The organism is Streptomyces omiyaensis (assembly GCF_014650895.1).
GTDB lineage: Bacteria > Actinomycetota > Actinomycetes > Streptomycetales > Streptomycetaceae > Streptomyces > Streptomyces omiyaensis.
In genome coordinates this window covers 1-23,063 of the sequence record NZ_BMVV01000024.1, presented here as the reverse complement: position 1 = coordinate 23,063, position 23,063 = coordinate 1, and the positions used below count along the sequence as shown (strand labels likewise).

At 71.7% G+C, this 23,063-nt stretch carries 32 protein-coding genes; 19 read left to right on the top strand and 13 right to left on the bottom strand.

Annotation, left to right across the window (positions count from 1 at the left end; all coding sequences use genetic code 11):
• Positions 1–9: 9 nt before the first annotated feature.
• The 12 genes from IE287_RS29920 to IE287_RS29865 form a co-directional block, all read right to left on the bottom strand.
• The gene (locus IE287_RS29920; protein ID WP_189852364.1) at positions 10–654 is read right to left on the bottom strand and encodes a hypothetical protein; all 645 of its coding nucleotides are present in this window, start codon (positions 652–654) and stop codon (positions 10–12) included.
• Between the two features lie 268 nt (positions 655–922).
• The gene (locus IE287_RS29915; protein ID WP_189852363.1) at positions 923–1,288 is read right to left on the bottom strand and encodes a hypothetical protein; all 366 of its coding nucleotides are present in this window, start codon (positions 1,286–1,288) and stop codon (positions 923–925) included.
• Between the two features lie 132 nt (positions 1,289–1,420).
• On the bottom strand, positions 1,421–1,915 hold the full coding sequence (locus tag IE287_RS29910) for a hypothetical protein (protein ID WP_189852362.1): 495 nt from the start codon (positions 1,913–1,915) through the stop codon (positions 1,421–1,423).
• A 121-nt stretch (positions 1,916–2,036) separates the two neighbouring features.
• A complete protein-coding gene (locus tag IE287_RS29905) occupies positions 2,037–2,585 on the bottom strand; it encodes a hypothetical protein (RefSeq protein ID WP_189852361.1) in 549 nt (182 codons plus the stop codon).
• 70 nt (positions 2,586–2,655) lie between these two features.
• Positions 2,656–3,225: a hypothetical protein gene (locus IE287_RS29900; RefSeq protein WP_189852360.1), complete on the bottom strand. Its 570-nt coding sequence runs from the start codon at positions 3,223–3,225 to the stop codon at positions 2,656–2,658.
• 94 nt (positions 3,226–3,319) lie between these two features.
• Positions 3,320–3,634, bottom strand: coding sequence for a hypothetical protein (locus IE287_RS29895; protein ID WP_189852359.1), 315 nt, complete (start codon positions 3,632–3,634; stop codon positions 3,320–3,322).
• Between the two features lie 91 nt (positions 3,635–3,725).
• Complete coding sequence (locus tag IE287_RS29890) at positions 3,726–4,040, bottom strand: hypothetical protein (protein ID WP_189852358.1); 315 nt, start codon at positions 4,038–4,040, stop codon at positions 3,726–3,728.
• A gap of 1,296 nt (positions 4,041–5,336) precedes the next feature.
• Positions 5,337–5,585, bottom strand: a complete 249-nt coding sequence (locus IE287_RS29885; RefSeq protein WP_189852357.1) for a hypothetical protein — start codon at positions 5,583–5,585, stop codon at positions 5,337–5,339.
• A gap of 44 nt (positions 5,586–5,629) precedes the next feature.
• The gene (dnaB, locus tag IE287_RS29880) at positions 5,630–7,012 is read right to left on the bottom strand and encodes a replicative DNA helicase (RefSeq protein WP_189852356.1); all 1,383 of its coding nucleotides are present in this window, start codon (positions 7,010–7,012) and stop codon (positions 5,630–5,632) included.
• A gap of 91 nt (positions 7,013–7,103) precedes the next feature.
• On the bottom strand, positions 7,104–8,246 hold the full coding sequence (locus tag IE287_RS29875) for a hypothetical protein (protein ID WP_189852355.1): 1,143 nt from the start codon (positions 8,244–8,246) through the stop codon (positions 7,104–7,106).
• Positions 8,247–9,118: 872 nt separating this feature from the next.
• On the bottom strand, positions 9,119–9,694 hold the full coding sequence (locus IE287_RS29870; RefSeq protein WP_229883817.1) for a GNAT family N-acetyltransferase: 576 nt from the start codon (positions 9,692–9,694) through the stop codon (positions 9,119–9,121).
• Between the two features lie 2 nt (positions 9,695–9,696).
• Positions 9,697–10,470: a GntR family transcriptional regulator gene (locus tag IE287_RS29865; protein WP_189852354.1), complete on the bottom strand. Its 774-nt coding sequence runs from the start codon at positions 10,468–10,470 to the stop codon at positions 9,697–9,699.
• A 564-nt stretch (positions 10,471–11,034) separates the two neighbouring features.
• On the opposite strand from IE287_RS29865, the gene IE287_RS29860 reads away from it, so the two are divergent.
• From IE287_RS29860 to IE287_RS29770, 19 genes are all read left to right on the top strand, one after another.
• Complete coding sequence (locus IE287_RS29860; protein ID WP_189852353.1) at positions 11,035–11,346, top strand: hypothetical protein; 312 nt, start codon at positions 11,035–11,037, stop codon at positions 11,344–11,346.
• Complete coding sequence (locus IE287_RS29855) at positions 11,346–11,516, top strand: hypothetical protein (protein WP_189852352.1); 171 nt, start codon at positions 11,346–11,348, stop codon at positions 11,514–11,516. The genes IE287_RS29860 and IE287_RS29855 overlap by 1 nt, the downstream gene beginning before the upstream one ends.
• A 5-nt stretch (positions 11,517–11,521) precedes the next feature.
• Positions 11,522–11,821 carry a hypothetical protein gene (locus IE287_RS29850; protein WP_189852351.1) on the top strand — a complete coding sequence of 100 codons (300 nt, stop codon included), beginning with the start codon at positions 11,522–11,524 and terminating at the stop codon, positions 11,819–11,821.
• On the top strand, positions 11,818–12,297 hold the full coding sequence (locus tag IE287_RS29845; RefSeq protein WP_189852350.1) for a hypothetical protein: 480 nt from the start codon (positions 11,818–11,820) through the stop codon (positions 12,295–12,297). The genes IE287_RS29850 and IE287_RS29845 overlap by 4 nt, the downstream gene beginning before the upstream one ends.
• On the top strand, positions 12,294–12,521 hold the full coding sequence (locus IE287_RS29840) for a hypothetical protein (RefSeq protein WP_189852349.1): 228 nt from the start codon (positions 12,294–12,296) through the stop codon (positions 12,519–12,521). The genes IE287_RS29845 and IE287_RS29840 overlap by 4 nt, the downstream gene beginning before the upstream one ends.
• Entirely contained in the window at positions 12,518–13,984 is a 1,467-nt protein-coding gene (locus IE287_RS29835; RefSeq protein WP_189852348.1) for a hypothetical protein, read from the top strand. Before IE287_RS29840 ends, IE287_RS29835 begins: the two co-directional genes overlap by 4 nt.
• Positions 13,981–14,397 carry a hypothetical protein gene (locus IE287_RS29830; protein ID WP_189852347.1) on the top strand — a complete coding sequence of 139 codons (417 nt, stop codon included), beginning with the start codon at positions 13,981–13,983 and terminating at the stop codon, positions 14,395–14,397. Before IE287_RS29835 ends, IE287_RS29830 begins: the two co-directional genes overlap by 4 nt.
• Positions 14,398–14,417: 20 nt before the next feature.
• The gene (locus tag IE287_RS29825) at positions 14,418–14,756 is read left to right on the top strand and encodes a hypothetical protein (RefSeq protein WP_189852346.1); all 339 of its coding nucleotides are present in this window, start codon (positions 14,418–14,420) and stop codon (positions 14,754–14,756) included.
• Positions 14,753–15,058 carry a hypothetical protein gene (locus tag IE287_RS29820; protein WP_189852345.1) on the top strand — a complete coding sequence of 102 codons (306 nt, stop codon included), beginning with the start codon at positions 14,753–14,755 and terminating at the stop codon, positions 15,056–15,058. Before IE287_RS29825 ends, IE287_RS29820 begins: the two co-directional genes overlap by 4 nt.
• A 92-nt stretch (positions 15,059–15,150) precedes the next feature.
• Positions 15,151–17,571 (top strand): hypothetical protein, encoded by a 2,421-nt coding sequence (locus IE287_RS29815; protein ID WP_189852344.1) that lies wholly within the window; start codon positions 15,151–15,153, stop codon positions 17,569–17,571.
• A gap of 217 nt (positions 17,572–17,788) precedes the next feature.
• On the top strand, positions 17,789–18,415 hold the full coding sequence (locus IE287_RS29810; protein WP_189852343.1) for a hypothetical protein: 627 nt from the start codon (positions 17,789–17,791) through the stop codon (positions 18,413–18,415).
• The gene (locus IE287_RS29805; protein WP_189852342.1) at positions 18,415–19,110 is read left to right on the top strand and encodes a hypothetical protein; all 696 of its coding nucleotides are present in this window, start codon (positions 18,415–18,417) and stop codon (positions 19,108–19,110) included. Before IE287_RS29810 ends, IE287_RS29805 begins: the two co-directional genes overlap by 1 nt.
• 188 nt (positions 19,111–19,298) lie before the next feature.
• On the top strand, positions 19,299–20,234 hold the full coding sequence (locus IE287_RS29800; protein WP_189852341.1) for a DUF4097 family beta strand repeat-containing protein: 936 nt from the start codon (positions 19,299–19,301) through the stop codon (positions 20,232–20,234).
• A 227-nt stretch (positions 20,235–20,461) separates the two neighbouring features.
• The gene (locus tag IE287_RS29795) at positions 20,462–20,653 is read left to right on the top strand and encodes a hypothetical protein (protein ID WP_189852340.1); all 192 of its coding nucleotides are present in this window, start codon (positions 20,462–20,464) and stop codon (positions 20,651–20,653) included.
• 17 nt (positions 20,654–20,670) lie between these two features.
• Complete coding sequence (locus IE287_RS29790) at positions 20,671–21,267, top strand: DUF6919 domain-containing protein (protein WP_189852339.1); 597 nt, start codon at positions 20,671–20,673, stop codon at positions 21,265–21,267.
• A gap of 40 nt (positions 21,268–21,307) precedes the next feature.
• Positions 21,308–21,502, top strand: a complete 195-nt coding sequence (locus IE287_RS29785; protein WP_189852338.1) for a hypothetical protein — start codon at positions 21,308–21,310, stop codon at positions 21,500–21,502.
• 214 nt (positions 21,503–21,716) lie between these two features.
• Positions 21,717–21,884 carry a hypothetical protein gene (locus IE287_RS29780; protein WP_189852337.1) on the top strand — a complete coding sequence of 56 codons (168 nt, stop codon included), beginning with the start codon at positions 21,717–21,719 and terminating at the stop codon, positions 21,882–21,884.
• A 126-nt stretch (positions 21,885–22,010) separates the two neighbouring features.
• Positions 22,011–22,241 (top strand): hypothetical protein, encoded by a 231-nt coding sequence (locus IE287_RS29775; RefSeq protein ID WP_189852336.1) that lies wholly within the window; start codon positions 22,011–22,013, stop codon positions 22,239–22,241.
• An 89-nt stretch (positions 22,242–22,330) separates the two neighbouring features.
• A complete protein-coding gene (locus tag IE287_RS29770; protein ID WP_189852335.1) occupies positions 22,331–22,594 on the top strand; it encodes a hypothetical protein in 264 nt (87 codons plus the stop codon).
• An 89-nt stretch (positions 22,595–22,683) separates the two neighbouring features.
• Here IE287_RS29770 and IE287_RS29765 read toward each other — a convergent pair.
• Positions 22,684–23,063 (bottom strand): hypothetical protein (locus IE287_RS29765; protein WP_189852334.1); only part of this gene is annotated, 380 nt, incomplete at its 5' end.

The following is a 23,063-nucleotide window of genomic DNA, read 5'->3' as shown; positions in this document are numbered from 1 at the left end:
GGAGCCGCCTCAACCCGCCGTCTTGCGGGCCTCGGTGATGATGCGCTTCCACGTGTGGACGGATCCGCCATACTTCTCGGCGAGGTCGGCGGCCACCACCCCCGCCCCGGCGTGCGGCGCGGCCTGGAGCGCGCGGGCGGCCTGCCGGATACGGGGGTCGGGGGTCTTCGCGGTGGGTGCGGGGCCGGGCGGACGGCCTCCGGCGGTACCGAAGGCCGGGTTGCCGTCGGCGAACTCCCACAGCTGGCGCCGGGTGCGGTACTCGCGGGTGCGGGTGGGCAGCTGCTCGACGTACGCGGGCTCCGGCCAGCCGGCGGGCGGCTTCTTGCCGTACTGGGTGATCCGGCTGGGGTCGACGCCGAGCAGACGGGCCTGCGCGGCCGGCGGGAGGAGCTCGTCCGGGTCGCCGCTGCGGTCGACCCTCGACGCCGGGTCGGGCTTCGACGAGGGGGCGGCGGACTGCTGGCGGTGCTGCTCGAACCACCCGGTCCACTCCTCCAGGTCCCAGTGCATGACGCGGTGGATGAGGCGGGGCTGCGGATGGCCGTTGGTCTCGCGGTCGCGCCACAGGTCGGCGATGGTGGTGCGGCTGTAGCCGGTGTGGGCGATCAGGTCGTCGCGGTTCGCCCACTGGCGGCCGCCGATGGTCTTCACGGGAGTTGCTCCTGGTGGTGTCGGGGACGGATACGATGGTGCCTTGGTTCGGTTATGGGTTCGTTGAGGGCCCTCGGTGGCCGAGCCGCCGGCCCGACGGGATTCCCACGCTATTGCGCCCCGTCGGGCCTTTTCTCTGCCCGCAGGCGGCCCCTGCTCGATGACCCCCGCAGGCTCCCCGGGCCGGTGCCGGCGCGCCTGCGACGCGGATCGGCCCGGACGGCCGGAGGTTCGCTCCGCCGCCCGGGCCGGACCCGGCTGGGTCGGGTCAGACGAGGAAGGGAGCGGAGGCGGCCCCCTCGATCACGGTGCCCGGCGCGGCCGTGAGCCAGCTGTCGCGCCAGGGCCGGACCTCGGCGCGCTGCTGCTCGAAGTACGCGCTGGCCGTCGCCTCGGCGGTGGCGGCGTCGGGGGCCTCCAGCTCGTAGGACGAGAGCCCCTGGACGTGGAGGGTGACGAACAGCTCGGTGGCGGCCGCTTCGTCCACCGGCGTGGGCAGGGTGGCCAGGGGCAGCATCGCGTGGCCGAAGTCCGCGAAGACGACGCTCCAGCGGCCGGTCTCCGGGCCGCGCGGAAGCGCTCGCAGGGCGCGGGCGGCGTCGGCGATGTCGTGGATGGCGGTGTCGCAGGTCATGGCTCTCTCTCCTGGTCAAGGTGTTCGGTGCGGTTGTGCCGGGCCCGGCGAGGGAGCGGGATTCCCGCCCCGCTCCCCCGCCGGCCGGGGCCCGCCGCCGGTCCGCCCTCGGATGGCGGACCGGGGGCGAACTCAGCTGCGGGCGAGCTGGGCGAGGTCGGCGCGCTTGTCGTGCAGGGCGAACACGGCCTCCAGGAGGGCCAGGGAGACCTCCTCGGTGGCGGCCGCGGCGAGGTGGCCGTGCAGAGTGCCGAGCGCGGAGGTGAGCCGGTCGTCCTCGTCGCTGAGGTCGCAGCCGGGGGCGGGCTCGGTCTCCAGCGGGCGGGCGGTCAGAGGGTGGGTGACGTACTGGCCGAACCGCCGGGGGAACCCGGTCCCGGGGGTTTCGGTGGCGGTTTCCTCGGCGTCGGCGAGGGCGGACCGCGCGTCGTCGGGGATGCCGTCGGTCTCGGTCGGCGCGTCCTCGTAGAGCGACAGGGCGACGATGTCGAGCAGCTCGGCGATGATGTGGAGCGCCCGGCGGTCCCAGGCGGAGGCGAGCATGGCGCGGCGTCGGGCGATCTCCGCGAGCGTGGTGGCGCGGCCGGCGGCGGCGCGGGCCTGCGCGGTGGGCTCGTACTCGGTCATGGCGGTCCCCTTCAAGGGCGTTGAGGTGTGTCGGTGTGGCCCGGGCGGACGGGGATTCCCGCCCCCGTCCGCCCGGCGGTCAGGTCAGCTCTGGGGCGCACGGGGCCGCCCCGGACGGCGGTCAGGCCAGGCGCTGCCGGGTGAAGCGGGCCGCCCAGGCCGCGTCCCTGGACGCGCGGGCGAGGTAGGCGGCGGCCTCGTCGATGTCGTCGAATTCGACGATGCGGTCGTCCTCGGCGGGGGAGGGGACGGTCCAGCACTCGTCGTGGCGGGTGACCTGGCCGATCTGCTGGCCACCGAGGAGGACGGAGTAGCTGGCGGCGGTGCGCGGGCCGAAGGTGTGCAAGACGGGCGGGAGGTCGGCGTCCTGGTCGGCGTGCTCGCCGCCGTGCTCCTCGATGAGCTCGCGGACGGCCGTGACGGGGACGTCCAGGAAGAGGCGGCGCCCTTCCGCGTTCTGGCCGCTCAGGAAGAGTTCCACGCCGTACTCGTTCGCCCACGCTTCGGTGGCGGGGACGGTGAGGCCGGGCCAGGTGGCGACCTCGGTGAACTCGACAGCGTCGGGCCCCGCCTCGACGGTGATCATGCATCCGTCGGCGAAACGGATCCGGCGGTAGGGGCGTTCGGTGGTGCCGGCGGCGGCGATGCGGTTCAGTCGTGCGGTGATCACGGGTTCTCCCGGTGGTGTCGTTGAGGGCCGGGCCCGGGGATGCCGGGCCCGGCGGTACCGCTGCGGGCTGCTACTTCTGGTAAGCGGGGATCAGGGCGCGGACCTTGTCCTCGCCGATGCACCCGGGGTGCCGGTGGGCCGACGGCGGGTTGCCGTTGCGGCCGCGCAGGTGCGAGTAGTGCTTGGCGCCGATCCAGCCGCAGCTCTCCAGGTCGCAGCGCAGCAGCCAGAGGTTGTCCGAGCCCGGAAAGCCACCCAGCGGGCTCCAGCGGTACGCGGCGAGCTGGAGCAGGGCCTTGTGGGCGCTGGCCTCGTTACGGGCGGTCTGCGGCATCCGCGGGTGCAGCAGCGGCACGGGTCCGGTGAACCCGGAGAGCTCGGCGTCCGTCGCGGGCGTGTAGGGCGTGGCCGTGATCTCGCCGTTGGCGTACGCGGTGGCGAGGAACCCGGCGGCCATGTCGACGCCCTTGGCGCCGACGGCGGGACGGCCGAGGTTGGTCTCACCCCGGTTGTCGACCGCGAACCAGTTGCGGTGCCAGCGGAAGACACGGCCGATCATCTGGTCCTTGCCGATGATCACCGGGTAGCGGCACTCGGTGTCCGTCTCGCCCAGTCGGTAGGCAAGGGTGGTGCTGGTCATACGGGGTCTCCCTTGGTGCTGAGGTGCTTCGGTGATGGGGCCGCCGTGCGGACGGGGATTCCCGCCCCCGTCCGCACGGCGGGGTGAAGTCCGGTCAGACGATGTCGCCGTCGGTGACCTGCTGCCGGAAGATATGCCAGTCCGGGCCGCCCTTGGCGTGGACGAGCCCGGCGTACAGGAACACCGCCTCCTCGCCGGTCAGCTCGCGCACGCCGACCTCGGCCAGGGCCTCGTCGATCGCCGCCAGCGGCTCGTCGGCGTAGGTGAAGCCGCCGTCCAGACCCAGGGGGTAGATCACGTCGCCCTGGCGGATGTGGACGGAGAAGGAGCGCAGGACGGGGTCGTAGACGGGGCGGAGGGTGACGTCCGTGCCGTCGACCGGGATGCAGGTCAGCTGGGTGAAGTCCATGGTGACGCCTTTCGCTGAGGTTGCTCGGTGGCCGGGTCCCGGGGGTGCGGACGGGATTCCCGCCCCGCCCGCACCCCGGGCGGTGTGCCGATCAGGACCGGCGGGCGTCCTGCCGGATCAGGACCTCGAAGCCGGTGCCGCCCTTGACCCGCAGCAGGCCGCCGTAGAGCTCGTAGGACTCCGTCTCGGTCAGCGGACGCACGTCGTGCGCGGTGAGGAAGTCCGCCAGGGCGTCGGTCGTGGCGCTGGCGGTCTCGAAGAACTCGCCGCTGTCGCCGTGAACGGCGGCGACCTGGCCATCGCGCCACAGCTCGACGGTGAAGGTGCGCAGGATGGCGTCGAACGCGGGCCGCAGCTGCGTACCGGCCTCGTCGTCGAGCAGGAGGGGACCGAAGGAGATGGTCACGTGAAGGCCTTTCGTTGAGGTTCTCGGTGCTTCCCCCGCCCGGAGGGGCGGGGCCGTCGGCCGGGGATTCCCGCCCCCTTCCGACATAACCAATACTCTCAAGTTTTGGGCTGTAGGTCAAACCGAACTGCCTGTTCAGGACGATTTTCTTGGTGATTTCGGGCGGCGTTTCGCGGCCTGCGGCCGGGCCACGCGGATCGTTCCGATGCCCGCAGCGCTGGATAGCGGCACCGGGCCCGGCCACAGCGCGGCAGCAGCCCGCCCCCCATCAGCCACAGCTGGACGGCACGGTCGCCTTACGCTCGGTCGGGCGTGACGGCGGGGGGACGGACCGCGCCCTCGACGGCGCGGACAGACGGCGCACGGCCAGCCACCCGCGCGCCCCTCCCCCGCTGCCTGCTGCTTTTGCCCAGCCCCGAAGCACCCCCGGCCGCCGACGCGGCCGGCCACGGAGGCTTACGGATCTTGGGCGCCCCGGACGCACAGGAGCAGGTCCGCAAAGGTCAGCACCGTACGCTCTTGCCCCAAGCCGGTCCGCTCCAGGTACGCAATGACCAAGTCGGCCGCCTCCCGGTTCACAGCGCACTGGTACAGGAGAGCCAGGGCCAGTCCCTTTAAGGGTTCGCTGTCCGTCGCAATGGCGTAGCCGTTCACGACGACCAAGTCCGCGTCTCGACCTGGGCGAGCTCCTGGATGATCCGCTCAGGGTCGGAGGAGGCTCCTCCGGGTCCAGATCCTCAGGCAGGTCTCACTGTGCGAGTCGTTGGTCGAACGGCGGCGAGGCTGGCGATGGGACCGTGGCTGTACTGGGAGGACGGGACCCGCCGAGGAACGGTCGCGCAAGGGCCTGTTAGGCAAAGGCGGGGCGGAATCTTCCGGCGCCTTGGCGCCGGCGAGCGCGGCGGGGTGTCCCCCGGCGCAGCCACATCTCTCTCTCGCCGTTCGTCCCGGCCCGGGCCGACGGCACAGGGACCGGTGCGGTCGGTGGTGCGGGAGAGAGAAGAACTTCTTGGGGGGGCTTATTAGAGGAGCTCGTTTCTGCAGGTCAGCACGGTGTAGGCGATTTTTTTCCGTCGAGGCTGGTCGGAAATCCGTCCAACCGCGACGGAAATCCGTCCATCGAAACGACCTGGGACGATGCTGCTTCGCCGCAGGTCACTTCGATGGACGGAAATCCGACCATCGAAGCCGCCCGCTCCCCGCGCAGCGGCGCCAACCCGGCTCGCAACGACGACGCCCCCGGCGCGAGGAACGCGCCGGGGGCGAAGCCGGTGAAGGCGATCGAAGCTCCGCGGCCTACCAGGCCACCGACAGGCTCCGGGTCGGGAGCGAACGGCCCTTGGCGACCAGGACGCTCACCTCGCTGATCTCCGTCCTGTCGACCAGGACGACCGCGTCGGCGTGATACTCGACGTCCGCCGCCTGCCCCAAGCACTCATGGATGAGCGGGTGCCCCGGGCGGCGCGACCGCTCCAGCCGGGCCATCAGCAGCACGGCGGGCTCGCCGAGTGTCTTCGGGGTGCGTGCGATCCGCCAGACCGACATCGGCCGTGAGATTCCGACACGGGATTTGAGAACCTACAAGTCGGTCAGGCGGTGACGGCCATGTCGACGAAGCGCGAGTAGTGGAGCTGGTTGGCGACCGTGATGGTGGCCGTCGGGCCGTTGCGGTGCTTGCCGATGATCAGGTCGACCTCGCCGGCGCGGGGCGACTCCTTCTCGTACGCGTCGTCGCGGTGCAGCAGGCAGACGATGTCGGCGTCTTGCTCGATCGAGCCGGACTCGCGTAGGTCGGAGACGACGGGGCGCTTGTCGGTGCGCTGCTCGGGGCCGCGGTTGAGCTGGGAGAGCGCGACGATGGGGACCTGGAGCTCCTTGGCGAGCAGTTTGAGGCTGCGGGAGATCTCGGCGACCTCCTGCTGGCGGTTGTCCGTGCGGCGGCCGCCGAGGGTGATGAGCTGCAGGTAGTCGATGACGACGAGCCCGAGGCGGGGGTTCTTGGCCTTGAGGCGGCGGATCTTCGCCTGAATCTGGTGCAGGGTCTGCGCGGACTCGTTGATGTGGATTGGGGCCTGGGAGATCTTCGGAACGGCGCGGGCCATGCTGGTCCAGTCCTCGTCGGTGACGGTGCCGTTGCGGATCTTGTGCAGGCCGACCTTCGCTTCCGCGCTGAGCAGGCGCATGTTGAGCTCGTCGATTCCCATCTCCAGGGAGATGAACGCAGCCGGGATGTCGTGCTTGACGGAACAGGCGCGGACCAGGTCCATCGCGAAGGTCGACTTGCCCATGGCGGGACGGGCCGCCACGATCACCAGCTGCGCCGGCTGTAGTCCCCCGGTCAGGCTGTCGAGGTCGGCGAAGCCGGTGGACAGGCCCGACAGGCCCTTGCCGTTCTTCGCGTCGTCGATCATGTCGAGCGTGTGCTCCAGGGTCTCCTCGGGCGTCAGGAAGTCGTCGTCCACTCGGACGCCTTCGACCACGCGGGCCAGCTCGGCGGCGGCCGCCGCGACGAGCTCGTCGACGTCGCCCTCGGCGTTGTAGCCGAGCTGTGTGATCTTGATGCCCGCCTCAATGAGACGGCGCAGGATCGCGTGCTTACGGATGATCTTGGCGTGATGCGGAGCCATCGCCGGACTGTCCACGGCCTGGAGCAGTCCGTGCAGGTAGGAGGGGCCGCCGATCCGCGTGAGCTCGCCGCGGTTGTGGAGTTCCTCGGTGAGCTGGATCGGGTCGGAGGGCAGGCCGCGGGCCTGCAGGTCGAGGATCGTGCTGTGGATCGTGCCGTGGATCGGCCAGTAGTAGTCGCCGTCGGAAATGATGTCCTGGCACTCGGCGGAGATGTCCTTCGACATCGCCATGCTGCCCAGGACGGACAGCTCGGCCTCGCGGTTGCGCGGCAGCATCCGGTCGAGGGACGCCGGGTCGCCGGTGCCCGTGCTGGTGCCGTGCGACTGGGTCGGTACTACGCTCATGGGTGATCTCCCTGATGAGGTCTCTCGGCGCCCGGGCCTGCCAAGGTCTCCCGGGCGCCGTTCGTCTGCGTGGGGTGGGGTGAAGCCGGGCTCAGGCGTTGGCCTGGGCGAGCGCGCCGATCAGGTCCCGCAGCCGCCGCTCCGGCACCACGGGTTCCTGCTCCGGAGCCGGTTCGGCGACGGGAGCAGGAGCGGGCGCGGGAAGGGCCTCGTGCCGGCACTTCGCGATCCGGCCGTCGACGTCGACCTGGCCGTACTCGTCGCAGCGGGAGCACGCGTCGATCGCGGCCTGACGGCTCGAACCCTGCTGCGCGGGAATCCCCGGCTTGGGCGCATCAGGCCAGGTCATCGCGTCCTCCAGGACCTTCCAGGAGGGCTTCACCTGTCCCATCCACCGCGCCACCCGGCGCAGATGATCGGCGTCGGCACCGGCGGCCAGGAGCTGGGCGGCCTCGACGGCGATGGCCTGCGCACGCTTGGGCAGGAAGGGGTGACCGCTGGACCGCATGCCCGCGGCCCACGCCTCGACGACGGAGTCCGCCACCGGGTCGGACGCCGGATCCTCCGGCAGGGTGCCCTGCGGCGCCGGCTTCGGGGCGGCCTTCTTCACCGGGGGCTTCGGCGCGGTCTTCTTCGGCGCGGGCTTCGCCTTCGGCTGCTCCTTGGCGGCCGGAGCGGGCTCGGGATGCGGCCGGCCCGCAGGGATGCGCTGGACGCCGTCCCCGGTCCGCACGTGCGTCGGCGGCTGCGGCGGGTTCTCGCGCCAGTCGACCGTGTAGGCGTCGAGCTTGTCCCAGACGTTCCGCCAGCCCGTGTACGCATCCAGCGGCAGGTCGTGGACCTGGTACTTCCGGAAGTTGTTCTGGATGCCGCCCTTGCCCACCGAGGTCACCAGGCGGCCGCCGTCCGGGTTGGAGACCAGGTTGAGCGCGTCGAGGACCTTGAGCGCATCTTTGATCATGGTAGCGCTGGCGGGCTTGTCCTCGCTGGTGCCGGGCAGCAGGTAGCAGAGCTGGTCGTACGACATCCGCCGCAGACCGCCGCCGGACCGGCGGGCGGCCTCGGAGACCATTGACCGCAGCAGCAGGTACAGGTGCAGTGCGGTCCGGGTGATCCCAGGCATCAGCAGTACCCAGTCCCTGACCTGGGTGTACGACCAGTAGTCGGTGATGTCACCGACGAACCCGATCACCTCGTCGTCGGCGAGGTTGTTCGTCACGTTGGGGGAGTTCATCGGGCCACCACCCCAGCGGCCGGGGAGGACGCGGAAGCGTTCGTAGTCAGCACGCGGCCGTTGTATCCGCCGAAACGGACACTCTCATCGGGGCAGTTCATCGGGTTATGAGAGCAGCGGGTAATAAACGTGGCGCCTTCGTACGCGGCAGCGACGGTTACCATCGCGTGCTCCGCGGAGGCGATCCGGAAGGGGCGGTGGTGCATGGGGTGCGATCTCTCCCAATCGGGGTAGAGAGCCGCACGTCGGTGATCATCACCAGGTAACCGGACGGGCCTATCGGCGGTGCTGCGTAAAGGTGCTCCGGGCGGTTATCCTGGTGAACGGTGACCGGGCCCGACAGGGTCGGAAGCCCGGCGTTACCGCCGACGTACGACTCAGAGACTGTGGCTTCCTAGGGCCGGTGGACTGAGTCAGCTGTATCGAGGGCCGCACCTGTTGGCGCAGGGGCGGCCCTCACGCATTTACGGGGCGCGAGCGGTCATGGCAACCATGGTGAAGTCCGATCCCCGGTTTCCGAAACCGGCGTTGAGCTGGTACAAGGCGGCGGCACGTCCGGCGATCATGCACGGCGCCGGTGTCGTGTTGTACCGGGCGTGGGGGGATACTCCGAGTTCCCGTTCGCCGGGAGAGGACTTACCGAGGCGTCCCGCCAGGCGGGCGGCATGGAACACGGGTGGCGCGTCGCCGTGTCCCTCTGGCCCCGAACGGCGGGCACGCGTAGCCTGCTCACGGCAGGCACCTCCTCAGGAGTAAAGGTGCTGCTGATCGCGGCGCCGACCACCACAACCGGCGTGCGCGACTGACAGGCCCCCACGGGGGCCTGTTCTGTTTCGCGGGCCATCATCCCCCCCTGGCGCGGTCACGTGAGGTCAGCTCGCCGATTCCGGCGCGTCGGAGGGCGAGCCCAACGGCGGAAGGTCCCCATGGGCGGTGACCGTCGCCGGCCGCTGAGCCATCCATCCAGAGAGCCTGTGCTCGGGGGCCTCGGTGCGGACGTGCTCGAACCCTTCATCGAGGTAGTACCTCTGCAGCTTGACGTTGGTGCGCCAGCAGTCGAGTCGAACCCACGGCTTGTTCCGTTCCCGCGCGACCGAGCCGACCCAGTCGAGGATCCGGCCACCGAGATGGAGGCCGACGGCCTGGCGCGAGGTGATCAGCTTGGCGACGTAGACCGCCGACTCCGGAGCGTCCGAGGGCTTCCAGAAGTCGATGTCGGGACGAGCGAGGGTCACGGTGCCGAGTACCTCCTGGCGGTCGTCCTCAACCACCCAGGTTCGGTCGGCGGCGATGTCCTCGTGCCATTTGGCGAGGGCGCGGTCGCGGAAGCCGGGGCTGCGCCACTGGTCGATGCCCGCGCGCGCCAGCCACTCCTCGGCCTCGATGCGCAGCTTCATGAGGGCGGGCGCGTCCTTGGTGGAGGCGTGGCGTACGGCCAACGACTTCATGCTCAGACCTCCATCTCGTAGACCAGCGTGTTGAGGTGGCCGGGGGCCACCGTGACCATCACCCGCACGGGCTTCCCGTCGGCCCCAAAGCCGATGCGGGTGTGACGGATAACGGGGGTTCCGACGCCTTCCTGCAGCTCAAGGCGCTCGGCTTCGACGCGGGTCGCAGGTGGCCACGACCGGATCTCGTCGCGCAGGGAGACTTGGGGGTGCCCGATGGAGGCGAGGATGCCGCCCGGCATGGTGACGTCCGCCTCGACCATGAGGTCGGTGTCGAGAGCCACGCTCGTCGGGAACCAACTGTCGGCGAGCTGGAAGGGCTCTCCGTCCACGCGGCGGACACGCCGACGGGCCACCACGTACGTTCCCGGATCAACGGCCAGCCACCGTGCGACGTCCGAAGGTGCCGGTTCGACCGATACCCGTGGAGGGTCCTGGGTCGCGGTGCGGCCCTGCTCCTCGGCGGCGGCCTTCCAGTCGTCGCGGCCGGCCGTCGGGTCGTCGCGGCGGTTTCCGCGCTCGAACTGGTGCAGGTGCCACTCCAGCGGCTGGGTCGAGCGGACGAAGACGCCCTTGCCCTGACGCGCTTCGACCTGCCCGCTGGCCTTCAACAGCGAGATGACCCGATAGATCGTCTTCTCGCTGACGTCGTACTCGACGGCCAGGTCGCGGGTGCTGGGCAGCTGTTGGCCGGGCTCCAGATCCCCAGAGACGATGCGGCTCTCCAGGGAATCCGCGATCTCGCGGAGTGGCGGTGACTTCTTCCTCGGTGGCATGCCCGGCAGCGTAGCCCAACTTCGAGTCTGAAGTCAGGATGCATGTTCGTAACTTCCTGTCTGAAGTGCCGTCAACTCGCATTCTGAGCTGCAAGTACGCGCTGACTAAGCCACTCTGACGGCCCATCGGGTTGAGTCAACTTCGTGTCCGAAGTTGTTGACGACCATGGTTTCGGGGGTCTACGGTCAGTGCCACGCCAACTTCAGACACGAAGTTGGCGGAAGGGGTTCACCCTTCTGCGGCATGGCACCGCCATGTCGAAATACGGCGATACCAGACCGCCTCGGAGCTGTACCGAGCCTGGTGTACCGAGAAGAACTCAACAGAGTGACTGGGAGAACAGCGCAACCCTTTTCGCTGGTCAAAGGCCCTACGGGCCGTCAGCGAGAGGTCATCGTCCAGACGTATTCGGCCCGGCGCATCGCCTGTGCGGGATGTGCCGTGGCCGTGGCCGTCTGGCCTCGCACAACCCCTTCCCGCCCGAACGGGCGCGGCCCCGGATCAGGTGCTCCAACACCCCCGGGGCCACTTCGGAATCCAACTCAGTCAGGAGTGGACCCGCAATGACCAGTATCCCCAACCCGACCTCCATCCCCGCCGCCGGCACCCTCGCCGCGGCCCTCCAGCTCCGCGACGACGCGTCGCAGATCCTCGGCATCGACGTCGACCTGGTCCTCGGCCCGCCCGTCGGGACCGAGGGCGCGGCCGCCCGCCGGGCCCGCGAGGACGCCCTCGCCGACATGGTGACCACCGGCTTCGTCTCCTTCGAGGCCGTCTCCTCCCGCGCCCAGGCCACCGTCCTGAAGCTCAGCGAGCTCGCCGAGCTGGAGCTCGCCGCCGGCCTGATCGACCTCGACCTCGGGGCGGTGGCCTGATGGCGGACACCAGCACCCGCGAGCTTCTCGCCCGGGTCCTCGACCGGATCGGCTCCGACCCCGAGAGCTGGACCGACCGGGACACCGAGACGATCATCCGGCTGCGCGCGGCCGCCGAGTGGGAGGCCGCCGTCGAGACGCTCGACACCAACCTCCGACTGGCCGGGTGATCGCGATGCGAACCCGCCGCCTCGCCCGCGTCGTACGGGGGCTGTTCACCGCCGGTCTCGACGTGACCGGCCGGATGCCCTCCCCGATGCTCCTGCTCCTGGTCCCGCTGCTCGCCGTGCTCGCCTACGGCTCCGGGACGGTCCTCCTCGACGCGCTGACCGCGCTGGTCACCGCCGTCGCCCAGCTCGCCCAGGCGACGTTCTGGCTGCTCGCGTTCGGCGCGACCGCCCGCCTGCTGCACCGCCTCGTCGCCCAGCACCTCGCCACCGCCCCGCCCGCCGAGACCCGGGAGCCCGTCGCATGATCCGGATCATCCGCACCAAGAACCTCCGGGCCCTCAGGGAGGGCGCGGAACTCGCCTCCGTCCTCCAGGCCGACCTGGAGGACGCCGAGAACAACAACGACCTCCTGACCGCCGACCTGCAGGACGCCGAGAAGCGCAACGACCTCCAGGCGGCCGACCTGGAGGATGCCAAGAGCCGCAACAAGCTCCTGGCGGACGAGATCGAGGCCCTGACCGCGCTGGTCGCCGATCTCCGGTCCCAGCGCGACACGGCGATGAAGGACACCGAGACCGCCGCGGCCGCCCTCACCGCCGAGTCCCTCGCCTACGCCTTCCACAAGGCGGCGGTCGCCGAGGCCGCCACCGAGATCGCCATGGCGCTCTCCGCCGACGACACCCGCGCCTCGGTGCGCAAGGTGTCCGCCGTGCTCCTGCGCCGCGCCAAGACCCTCGGCATCGACACCGACAGCAACGAGAAGAAGGGAGCGGCCGCGTGAACGTGCTGTTGATCCGCAAGGGCGTCGGCAAGGACTGGACGGCCGCCGACTACGACTCCTACATCGTCCTCGCCGAGCTCGGCGTCCCCTACCCGGCCGCCCGCGTCTGCCGCGCCCGCCGGGGCCGGCCGCTGCGGCGCGCGGTCCGCTCCGTGCTCCGCACCGCGACGGTCACCCCGCTCCCGGCCCCGACGGTCGCGATCGACAGGGGGGTTGCCGGATGACCGCCGCCCCGGAGGAGAAGCCGGCGCTGTCGTGGGCCGAGCAGTCCGCGGCCGCCGAGAAGATCCGCACCGAGACCGACCTCGCCCGCCTCCAGGCGGAGGAGGAGCGGCGTCGGCGCGAGCAGCTCGACGCCCCCGAGATCGCCAAGGCCCAGGCCCGGGCGGAGGCCATCGCGCGCAAGGCCCAGGAGGAGGCGGAGGAGGCCGAGAAGGCCCGCCTGGAGCGCCGCGCCGCCGAGCGGGCCGAGCAGAAGAGGAAGACCGAGCTCAAGCTCCGCGAGGAGCGCGCCACCAGGGCCGTCAACATCGGCGTCGTCGCCGCCCTGCTCGTCGCCCTCCCCCTGCAGCTGCGGGCGTTCTGGAACCCCGACCGGCCGTGGGAGGTGGTGGTCCCGTTCGTGCTGGAGGGCCTGGCCTGGGTCTTCATCCGGCAGGCCGAGGCCGCGATCGTCGCCCGCCGGATGGTGTGGCACTACCTCGTCGGAGTGTTCGCCTGCTCGGCCTTCGCCGCCACGGTCAACATCCTCGACGGCGTGCTGCACCCCGAGATCGGCGCGATCTTCGGCGTGGTCGGCGGCGTCTGCTCGCTGGCCGGCCCCGGCATCAAGGTCATCCACGAGTTCGGCGCCCGCGACAAGCAGGCCAAGGCCACCCGCGCCGAGCGCAAGCTCGCCGAGGCCGAGGCCAAGCGGGCCGAGGTCGAGGCGAAGGCCCGCGAGGTCGAGCTGGAGCACAAGCGCAAGGTCGAGGCGGAGCGCCGCGAGGAGCAGCGCGCCGCCGCCGAGGCCCAGAAGGCCGCCGAGGCCAAGCGCCTGGCGGACCAGGACGAGCAGCGCAAGGCCACCTACCCGCAGGTGTGGGAGCGGTACGAGGCGATCCTCGCCGCGAACCCGCTCGGCTCGATCTCCCGCGACCGGGCGTGGACCGACGCGCAGCGCGCCGCCGCCCACCCGGTGGTGTGGGACCGGTACACGATGCTCGTCACCGCCGCCCCCACGAGCGTGAAGCCGACGGAGCTGTGGCCCGCCGCGTGGCGGTCGGTCTACGCCCTGCCGGTCGGCCAGACCCCCGAGACGCTCCGCGCCGAACTCTCCGCGCGGGCGGCCGTCGACGAGGTCCTCGCCGAGGCCGACTACACCTCCGAGAAGGCCGCCGTCGACGACCTGCTGACCCACCTGTTCGGCGGCGACGACGACGACCCGAGCGGCACCCGCAAGGGCGGCCGTGGCGGCCCGGGCGGAAGCCCTACAACCCTTGGGGGTAAAGGGCAGGGCGGGCCTCGCAGCGACGACGACAGGCCGCTGGAGGAGGCCGACCTCGACACGGTGCGAGCCCTCGCCGACGAGCTCGGCAGCGCCGCCAAGCTGAGCGCGTCGAACGTGCGCAAGCGGGTCGGCTGCCGACCCGCCTACGCGATCCGGCTGCGCGACGCGGTGAAGGCGGAGCGGGGGATCGACCCGTGACCGAGATCCCCGCCGCGCTCGTCGGCACCGTCTACGAGGCGGCCGTCGCGCGCAGCGACCGGTACTGCGAGTGCGACGTCGATGAGTCCGGGAACTGCGGGCTCGCCGAGCTCGACAAGCCGCGCTGGCACAAGTCCGGCAAGCGCTGCCGGGAGCGGGGCGAGTACCGCGCCCCGCTCCTGGTGGCCCCCCGCGACCCGGAGGTCTCCGACCGGGACGCGATCACCCTCCCCCTCGACCAGGTGATGGTCCTGTGCCGCGGCTGCTACGCCCGGCGCCGGACCAAGACCGACAAGGAGCGCGCCGCCCGCAACGCGGCCGCCCTCCTCGACGAGAACAACGCCCTCTTCCCGTCGGACCTGTTGGAACTAACAGGTCCAACCTCCCCTGAGCAGCAGCGAGACGCGGCCTAGCCGCCCGAAAGGACCCACTCATGAAGAACCGCACGTGGCTCGTCCGGGCCGCCCGCTACTCCGCCGGCCTCGCCGCCGAGGTCCCCCAGATGGTGATCGTCCTGGGGTCCGCCATCGCCGCCGGCACCTACGCCTGGAACCACGGCTACACCGTCCCCGGCGCGGGCAGCTCGACCGCGCTGGCCGCCGCGATCACGGTCGGCGCCCTCGTCGCCGTCGTGGCCGCCAACCTCACCCGGCCCTGGACCGTCCGGATCCGCGACGCGGTCATGGGCATCCCGGTCGTCCCCTGCCCCGGCTGCGGCGCCCTGGTCGAGGCCGCCGATGTCGTCCAGGCCGCGAAGGGAGACGCGAAGTGAGCGCCAAGACCTCGCGCCGGATGCCCTGGCGCCTCGCCCTGCTTGTCCCCGCCGCCGCCTACCTCGCCATCTGGCGCGGCGTCCCCGGCCTGACCCCGATGCTCGCCTTCACCTGGGTGCAGAGCCTGCTCGTGGCGGGCGGCGTGATCCTCGCCGGTCTCTACGGCCCGCAGGCCCTGGCGGCCATGGCCAAGGCCCAGAAGGAGGCCGCCGCCCGCCGCAAGATCCGCGCGGAGAAGGCGGCCAAGAAGGCCGCGTCGGCCAAGTCCGACGCCAACCTCCGCAAGACCCACGGCAAGTAGAGCCGCCGACGAAACGCGGGGCCCGCAGCTTGCCCGGCCCGGGCCCCGCCCCTCCACCCCCTGACGTTCACCAGCGAGCGAGGAGCTCCAGCATGACGGACATCTCCCCCGAGCCCGCCGCCGGAGGCCCCGGCGACGGCATCCCCGACGACCTCTCCGCCCTCTTCGCCGACCCGGCCCTCCGCGACCGCCTGGAGAAGGAGGCCCGCGACGCCGTACGCGGCACCCGCGCCGGGATGGCGGACGCCACCACCGGCACCCCCCGCGACCTCCCCGCCCCGCTGCCCGCCCCGGAGGCCAGCGGCCTCGTCTTCGACGACGAGGACGACGACCAGGAGCACGGCGCCGTCCCCGCGCCCCGCACCCCGGCCGAGGTCCAGCGGACCTGGAAGGACGCCTTCCCCGAGGGCACCTTCGACTCCGCCGCCTGGGCCCACCGCAAGAAGGTCTTCCTGCACAAGCTGGCCTGGCACGCCGGACACACCCACGTCTACATGTGGCGCCTGACCAAGCTCTCCGCCCTCGGCGTCGGCGCCGGCCTGCGCGACGGCTGGCACTACTACACCGCGCAGGAGTACGCGGAGATGGTCGACACCGCCCGGCGCAAGAACATGGCGCCGGACATGGTCGCGGCCCTGCGCGAGGAGCGCCTGGAGTACGCCCGGGCCCGGCGCCGCGAGCCGATGCTGATCGGCGCGACCACCGGCGTGGGCACCCTGATCGCGGCCGCCATCGCCGTCGCCCAGGTCTACGGCCTGCTCGCCGCCTCCCCGGCCGCCATGCTCACCCTCGGCGTCCTGTCCGCCCTCGGGCTGCGCGAGCACCGCCGCCGCAACCCCGACGAGCCCCTGACCGCCGCGTTCGCCGTGCTGCCCGCCTCCACGGCCGAGCACGCCCCGCTCACCGACGACCTGCTCAACCGGGTGCTGCGCATCGCCAAGGTCTTCACCAAGGACGAGCACGCCGTCACCCTCCTGGAGCCGATCCGCCCGGCCGAGATCAACGGGATCGAGGCCAAGTTCAAGCTCCCCGAGGACATCCAGTTCTCCGCGCTCGTCGCGAAGAAGGAGGCCATCGCCGGCGCGCTGGACATCGAGGCCCACTGGCTCGACATCCGGCAGGACGGCTCCCCCACCCGGGTGTCCTTCTGGTACTGCAGCTCCGACCCGTTCGGCCAGCCCCGCACCTCCCCGCTGGTCGACAAGCCCGAGCGCACCGACGTGTGGAGCCGGGGCATCCTGATCGGCTTCAACCGCCGCAACCTGCCCGTCTACTTGAAGCTGCGGCACGTCATGGCCCTGCTCGGCGGCATGTCCCGCACCGGCAAGGGCATGCTGCTCAGGAACCTGATCGTCGGCCTCGGCCTGGACCCGCGCGTCAATCTGCGCCTGGTCGCCGGCGCCAAGCCGGGCGAGCACCGCGGCTACGCCCCGATCTGCTCGACGTTCTTCGGGCGCCGACCGGACCGGCTGATCGACCTGCTGGAGGGCTTCCTTAAGGAGGCGTACCGGCGCGAGGAGATCCTGGAGGAGCAGGGCCGGGCCAAGTTCGGCGAGGCCGACCTCGACGAATTCCCTCTGGAAATCCTCATCATCGACGAGTACAAGCAGTACGCGTCCTCGTCGATGCGGATTCCCGACCCGACCGACGACCGGGAAGACGGCCCGCGGCGCACCATCAAGGCGTGCGACCGGATCGCCGAACTGCTGGAGGAGATCGCGGCCTTCGCCGCGGCGCTCAACATGACGATCCTGATCTCCACCCAGGACCCCGACGCGAACACCGTGCCGCGCGGCTACAAGTCCAACACCGGGGCGCGGGCGGCCACCCGCACCGGCGGCGCCGTGCAGACGAACGCCATCCTCAAGGACGGTGCGACGGGCGCGGGCCTGCGGGCCCACGAGATCCCCGAGTCCCTCAAGGGCGGCGCCATCGTCGACATCGACGGCGCCCCCGGCGAGCTCATCCGCTCCTATTTCATTGAGGACGAGGAATTCGACGGGGCCGCCGACCTGATCCGGGCCGGGCTTTTCCTCCGCGAGGAAATGGGAAGGGCCCCGGGGCAGTTCCCCGACCCGATCGAGGACTACCTCCTGGCCGTCACCGGGGAATCGTCCCTCGCGGGCGGCCCGACCGGCTCCGGCCGCCCCGGCCGCCCGGCCGGCACCCCCGGCGCCCGCGTCGAGCTCGGCGTCCTGGAGCTGATCCTCGACGCGTTCGAGGACGACGCCGACCGGATCCAGATGTCCGCCGTCCGCGCCCACCTCGCCGACTACAGCCACCTGCGCTGGGGCCAGCAGGAGGACGAGACCGAGGCCGCCTACACCGCCCGCGTCGGCAAGGAGCTCGCCGCCGCCATCGACGAGGCCCTCGAGGGCACCGGCGTCGAGCTCACGCCGAAGTCCGGCATGCGCTTCGGCAAGGACGACTCCGGGCGCGAGATCAAGGGCTCCGGCTTCCACCGCAGTCACGTCGAGGCCGCCGTCGAGGCCGCCCGGAATGCCCGCAAATGACCCCCAGGGCATGACCTAGGGCGCCCGCCATAAGCCCAGGTCAGAGCCTATGCCGCACCCCAGGGCGGTGCCCGGTACCCCCGGGCGCCGCCCTGGGGTCACCACCCCCGCCACGAGGTCCGCCACACGCCCTGACCTGCGGTTATGGCGCCCGCCCCGGGTGCCGCCGCAGGTTACAAACCCCCACAAAATGATCCCACGAGGAGAGACGCCGATCATGCCCTCCGCCGACCGCCACGCCCCCCTCACCGCCCCGATCGAGAGGACCAGCCCCGTGTACGACTCCACCGTCGACCCGGCCACCGCCGCCAGCGTCCGCCAGCTCCTCGACGAGGCCCGGCTCGTCGAGTCCGCCTTCGAGACCACCCGGCCCGCGCCCGCCGCCCCCGCCACCCCGGCCGTGCCGGTCCCGCCCCCCGGCTACACCCTCAAGACGATCCACCACACCACCCCCGACGGCGCCACCCGCGTCGAGTACGAGGTCGTCCCCCTCGCCCCGCTCACCCCGGCCACCGCCCCGTCCGAGCCCGGCAAGGAGACCGGCGGCCCGGGCAGCCGGCCCGCCTGGCTCACCACCAACACGGCCAAGCTCAAGGCCGCCGCCTACCTCGCCGGCGGCGGCGCCCTCACCACCGGCCTCGCCCTGTACGGCCCGGCGATCGGCGCGGGCATCAGCGCCGGCGCCGCCGCCCTGTGGGCCTTCGTCGTCACCGCCCTCAAGGTCGTCGGCGTCTTCCTCGGCGGCCTGCTCGTCCTGCGCGTCCTGTGCAGCGGCGGCAAGGACAAGAAGCCGAAGACCGGCACCTTCGAGGGCACCCTCACCGGCACCTGGAAGCAGGACTGATGGCGGCCGCCGGACCGGTCCGCATCGTCTTCAAGGGCCGCCCCGCCTTCGGCGGCCACTGGGTCGACTGCCCCGACACCCCGCACTTCCCCGCCAAGGTGATCACCCTCTACATCACCCCGGCCGGAGTCGTCGGCACCTGCGGCAAGACCCACACCGGGCGCGACGACAACGGGCGCAAGACCAAGCCCGCCGAGTGCGTCTTCCAGGTCCAGCACGTGACCAAGGAGGAGCTCCAAGCGCTCGCCGCCCCCGGCAAGACCGGGCGCGTGCGCGGCAAGCTCCCCACCGGCACGAGCGTCGACGCGCAGATCATCTCGCTCGGCGCCGGCACCGGAGCCCAGGGCGCGGCGGCCCCCGGCAAGGGCGGGGCGGCCGCCCAGGCGTTCGGCGCCGCCAAGAACGGCAAGGGCGCCGCCGCGGCCGGTGCCCAGGCCCCGGCCCGGGTGCCGCGCGGCGGCGGAGGCGCCGCCAGCGCCTTCTTCAACGCCGTCGCCGCCACCGCCGGCGCCGTCGGCCAGGTCGCGGGCGCCGCCGGGCAGATCGCCGGATCCGCCGCCAGCGCCGTCGGCTCCGTCGCCGACCTCGGCAAGGAGGGCATCGGCGCCGCCCGCGACGGCATCAAGGAGGCCGGCAAGTACGGCCAGCGCAGGCACGAGCGCAAGATGCGCGACGGCGGCGACTCCGACGACTGACGGGGGCGAAGAACCCACCCCCTTCCCGGTCAGCCCTGTTGGGTCCAACAAGGCTGACCGCGCCTGACCTGCACAAACAAGAATGTGCCAACAAAAAGTAGGCATACACTAGACATGCCAATAAAAAGTTGACACTCTAGCGATGCGGCCCCGACCGGGAGCCGCAGAACAGACACCGAGGAGTCCTTGTGACCACGCGAGAGTTCACCGCCGAGACCGCCGGCCCCGTCACCATCGACGCCACCCTCACGGGCCACGGCGGCATCGTCACCGTCCGCGCCGAGCGGAACTGTGAGCGCGCCACCCTGACCATCCGCACGGCCGACGAGGAGGGCGAGGCCGCCGACGCGGTCCGCGCCGCGAGCATCCGCCAGTCCGGCACCACCCTGTACGCCAGCGTCCAGGGCAAGGGCGGCGGCACCACGATCATCACCGGCGGCGGCCGCAGCGTCGTCCAGTCCGTCGTCAGCAACAACCGCGGCTCCACCATCCAGATCGGCGGCAGCGTCATCGGCGGGAACTTCGTCGGCGTCAGCGGCGGCAACGTCGTCGGCGACGTCGTCATCAACGGCGTCCGCTTCACCGGCGGCACCACGATCATCCAGGGCAGCTCGCCCATCGAGATCACCGCCATCGTGCCCGAGGGCAGCTCGGTCATCGGCGGTACGCAGTCCGCCGACATCGTCGCCGAGGGCGCGTTGCTCAACGTCAGCGGCAACACCCAGTCCGGCAGCGTCCGCGCCGGACACGTCAGCAAGGTCGCCGCCAGCACCCAGTCCGGCGACGTCCGGGTCGAGAAGGCCGCGTTCATCGACGCCAAGACGATGAGCGGCGACATCCGGCTGGGCAGCACCGACGTCGTCGAGGCCAACACCATGAGCGGCGACATCACCATCGCCGACTTCGGCGGCTCCGCCCGGCTCAAGACCATGTCCGGCGACATCCGCGCCCACGCCACCACCGGCGGCGACCTCAGCGCCAGCACGATGTCCGGCGACATCGACATCACCGCCACCGAGGCCGCCCTCACCGACGACCTGGACGTGATCACCAGCACGGTCTCCGGCAGCGTCCGCGCCCCCCAGCGCCGGATGGGCGGCTACCAGCCGCGCCGCCGCCGCTGACTTCGCCCCGGGGCGGCCGCCATCCCGGCCAAGGAACTTCCGGCCGCCCCGGGCCTCCGAACCCGCTCCAGACCGGGGCGGGGAGGAACCCCCATCCTCCCTGCCCCCTAGGGAGCCCCGTACCGGCGGGCCCGCCCCTGCGGCCGGGCCCGCCGGCACCGGCCCCCACCACCAAGGACAGACCCGTTAGACCCAACAGGGGTAACCCGCCCTGAGCAGGAGGAACAGTGTTCAACGCCGGAGACATCGTGGAGTTCGTCTCGTGCGACGATGACCCGCGGGCCATCGGAAAGACCGGCAAGGTCATCGACGAGGTCCCCCCGGGCCCGCTGACCGACTACCGCTGGACCGTCGGCTCGATCAGCATCTGGATCGCCCCCGTCCTGGTCCGCAGCGACGAGATCCGGAAGGTCGGCTGACCATGCGACTGCCCTGGATGAGCATCCGAGACCGCCGCCGCTGGAAGAACGCCGCCACCTGGACCGAGGTCGGCGAACTGATGGCCCGCTGGCTGGAGGGCGAGATCGCCTCCCGCCCCGGCTACGCCGCCCGCTACGGCCCCGACGAGGAGACCGAGCACCTGGTCCCCACGCTCGCCGCCGCCTGCCGCGCCGGCTACATCACCACCGTCTCCCAGCCCGGCGAGGCGGGGACCACCTGGGAGCAGCGCGCCGCGGTCACCGGCCTGGTGACCGACCCCGGCCTCCTCGACCGCCTCACCGCGGCCGCGCTCGCCGAGGGCCTGGTCGCCCGGGTCGACGACCACACCGCCGAGACCTACAGCGAGCCGTACATCGTCACCACCGTGGACGGCGAGCCGTTCACCGCCTTCGGCGGCTACCTCGACCGCGCCAACCTGACGCTCGTCGAGTGGCGCGGCCTGCGGCCCGAGCTCGTCGAGCAGGCCGCCACCGGGGTCTACCTCACCCTCGCCGCCCCCGAGTGGGGCGCCGCCGGCGAACGCCTGTGGCCGCTCCTCGACCGCGTCACCGGCCCGCGCTCCGAGAACGCCTCCCGCGCCCACTCCTCCTGACCCCTCGCGACCCGCCCGTCCCGAGCCCCGAAGGGAACCCATGCAGCTCTCGCTCTCCGTCATCCTGCTCCTGGCCATCGTCCTGGTCCTCCTCGTCCGGGGCGGCCACCTCAAGTGGCCCGCCGCCGTGGTCGCCGTGCTGTTCGGCTTCTTCCTCGCCTCCACCACCGTCGCCCCCGAGATCCGCCAGGGCCTGGAGGGCGTGACCTCCAGCGTCTCGAAGATCAACCCCTGACCGACCGAGGCCGTGGGCCGCCCCCGATCCCCGGGGGCGGCCCACTCGCATGTCCGGGGTCATTGCCCCCGTTGGGTCCAACAGGTCCAGCGGCCAGGAATCCAACTTGTAGTTGGCCAAGTTGCTATTGACTTAGCCAACTGTGAGTTGGCATTCTGTGGGGGTGGGCAGCAGCCCACACCGACAGCGAGAGGGGTGCCGAATGATCACCGACATGGGTGAGCAGAACCGCCGCGAGGCCAAGGCCCGTGAGCTGGGCGAGCAGATCGCCGCCCTCCTGACGCAGATCGAGGACCTGGACTGCGGCCCCGTCGTCGGACAGATCACCATCCCCGGCGCCCGCATCCGCCGTACCGCCTCCGGCTGGGACGTCACCAGCTGAACTCCCGGGGCGAGCGGCCTCACCGGCTACCAACCACGTGCCGCCCGCCCCGGTCCGCCCGGCCCGCTCCAGATCGGAGCAGGGGGCAGTCCACATCGTCCCTCACCGAGTACGGAGCCGATCACCATGACCCCCGCCCGACCCGAGACCCCCGAAGCCGCCGCCGCGAAGAAGCGCCTCGACCAGGCGGCCACCAACCGCGACCAGGCGATCGAAGCCGCGCACCGCGCCTACTGGACCGCCGTCGCCGACGAGATCAAGGCCAAGAACCTCACCCAGACCGCCGCCGCCGCCCACCTCGACTTCTCCCGCGAGCACGTCCGCAAGCAGATCCTGCGCTTCGTCCAGACCGACTGACCCGAACCGGAACAGGGGCGGCCGTCCACGGCCAAGCGACCGGCCGCCCCCGCCTCCCCGTCCAGAGCAGAACCGAGGAGAACACCAGCATGAACCACCGCTCCGCCGCCTTCGCCGCCGCGTACGCCCTGTTGCGCGCCGCGGCCGACCACGCCGACCACTGGGGCCAGTCCGACTTCGACGCCCAGTGCAAGGGCGCCACCGACGAGGCCCCCGTCAAGTACGAGCGCGAGGAGGACGGCACGACCGTCACCGTCGGCACCGCCGGCGGCCGCCGCGCCTGCCTCCACCACGTCGCTTCCCTCGGGTTCAGGGCTGCGGGAGAGTCCCGGGCCGCTGGTTTCCGCTGGTGAACCCGGTGACGTGCCCCGGAGTTCGTGCCCGACAGGTGTTGCGGACGGCTCTTCGCCCTTCGGGCGAAGAGCCGTCGAGGTTGGTGCGGTCAGCCGACGTGCGGCGTGTTGATCTGGGCCATGAGTTCCCGGTTCGCGGTGCGTGCGGCGGCGAGGTCGTCGTCGCGTTCGGCGAGTTCGGCCCGGAGATCGAGGATCTGCTGTTCCAGCTCCTCGACCCTCCGGGTGAGGGTGTCGACGTCCGCCGGGGCGCCGAGACCGGAGGCTTCCCAGGCGGCTTGTCCGAGGGCCTCGGAGAGCCGTCGTTCGAGCCGGGTGATGTGTGCGGTCAGCCGGCCGTTGCGGGCCGTGAGGTTCGCGACGTCGGCCAGCAGCGACCGGCGGCTGGCCTGCGTCCCGGTTGTCGCCCCGGGCGGAGGCTCGCCCGCCCGGGCGAGAACAGCCGCGTGGAGATCGCTGTGTCGGTGGA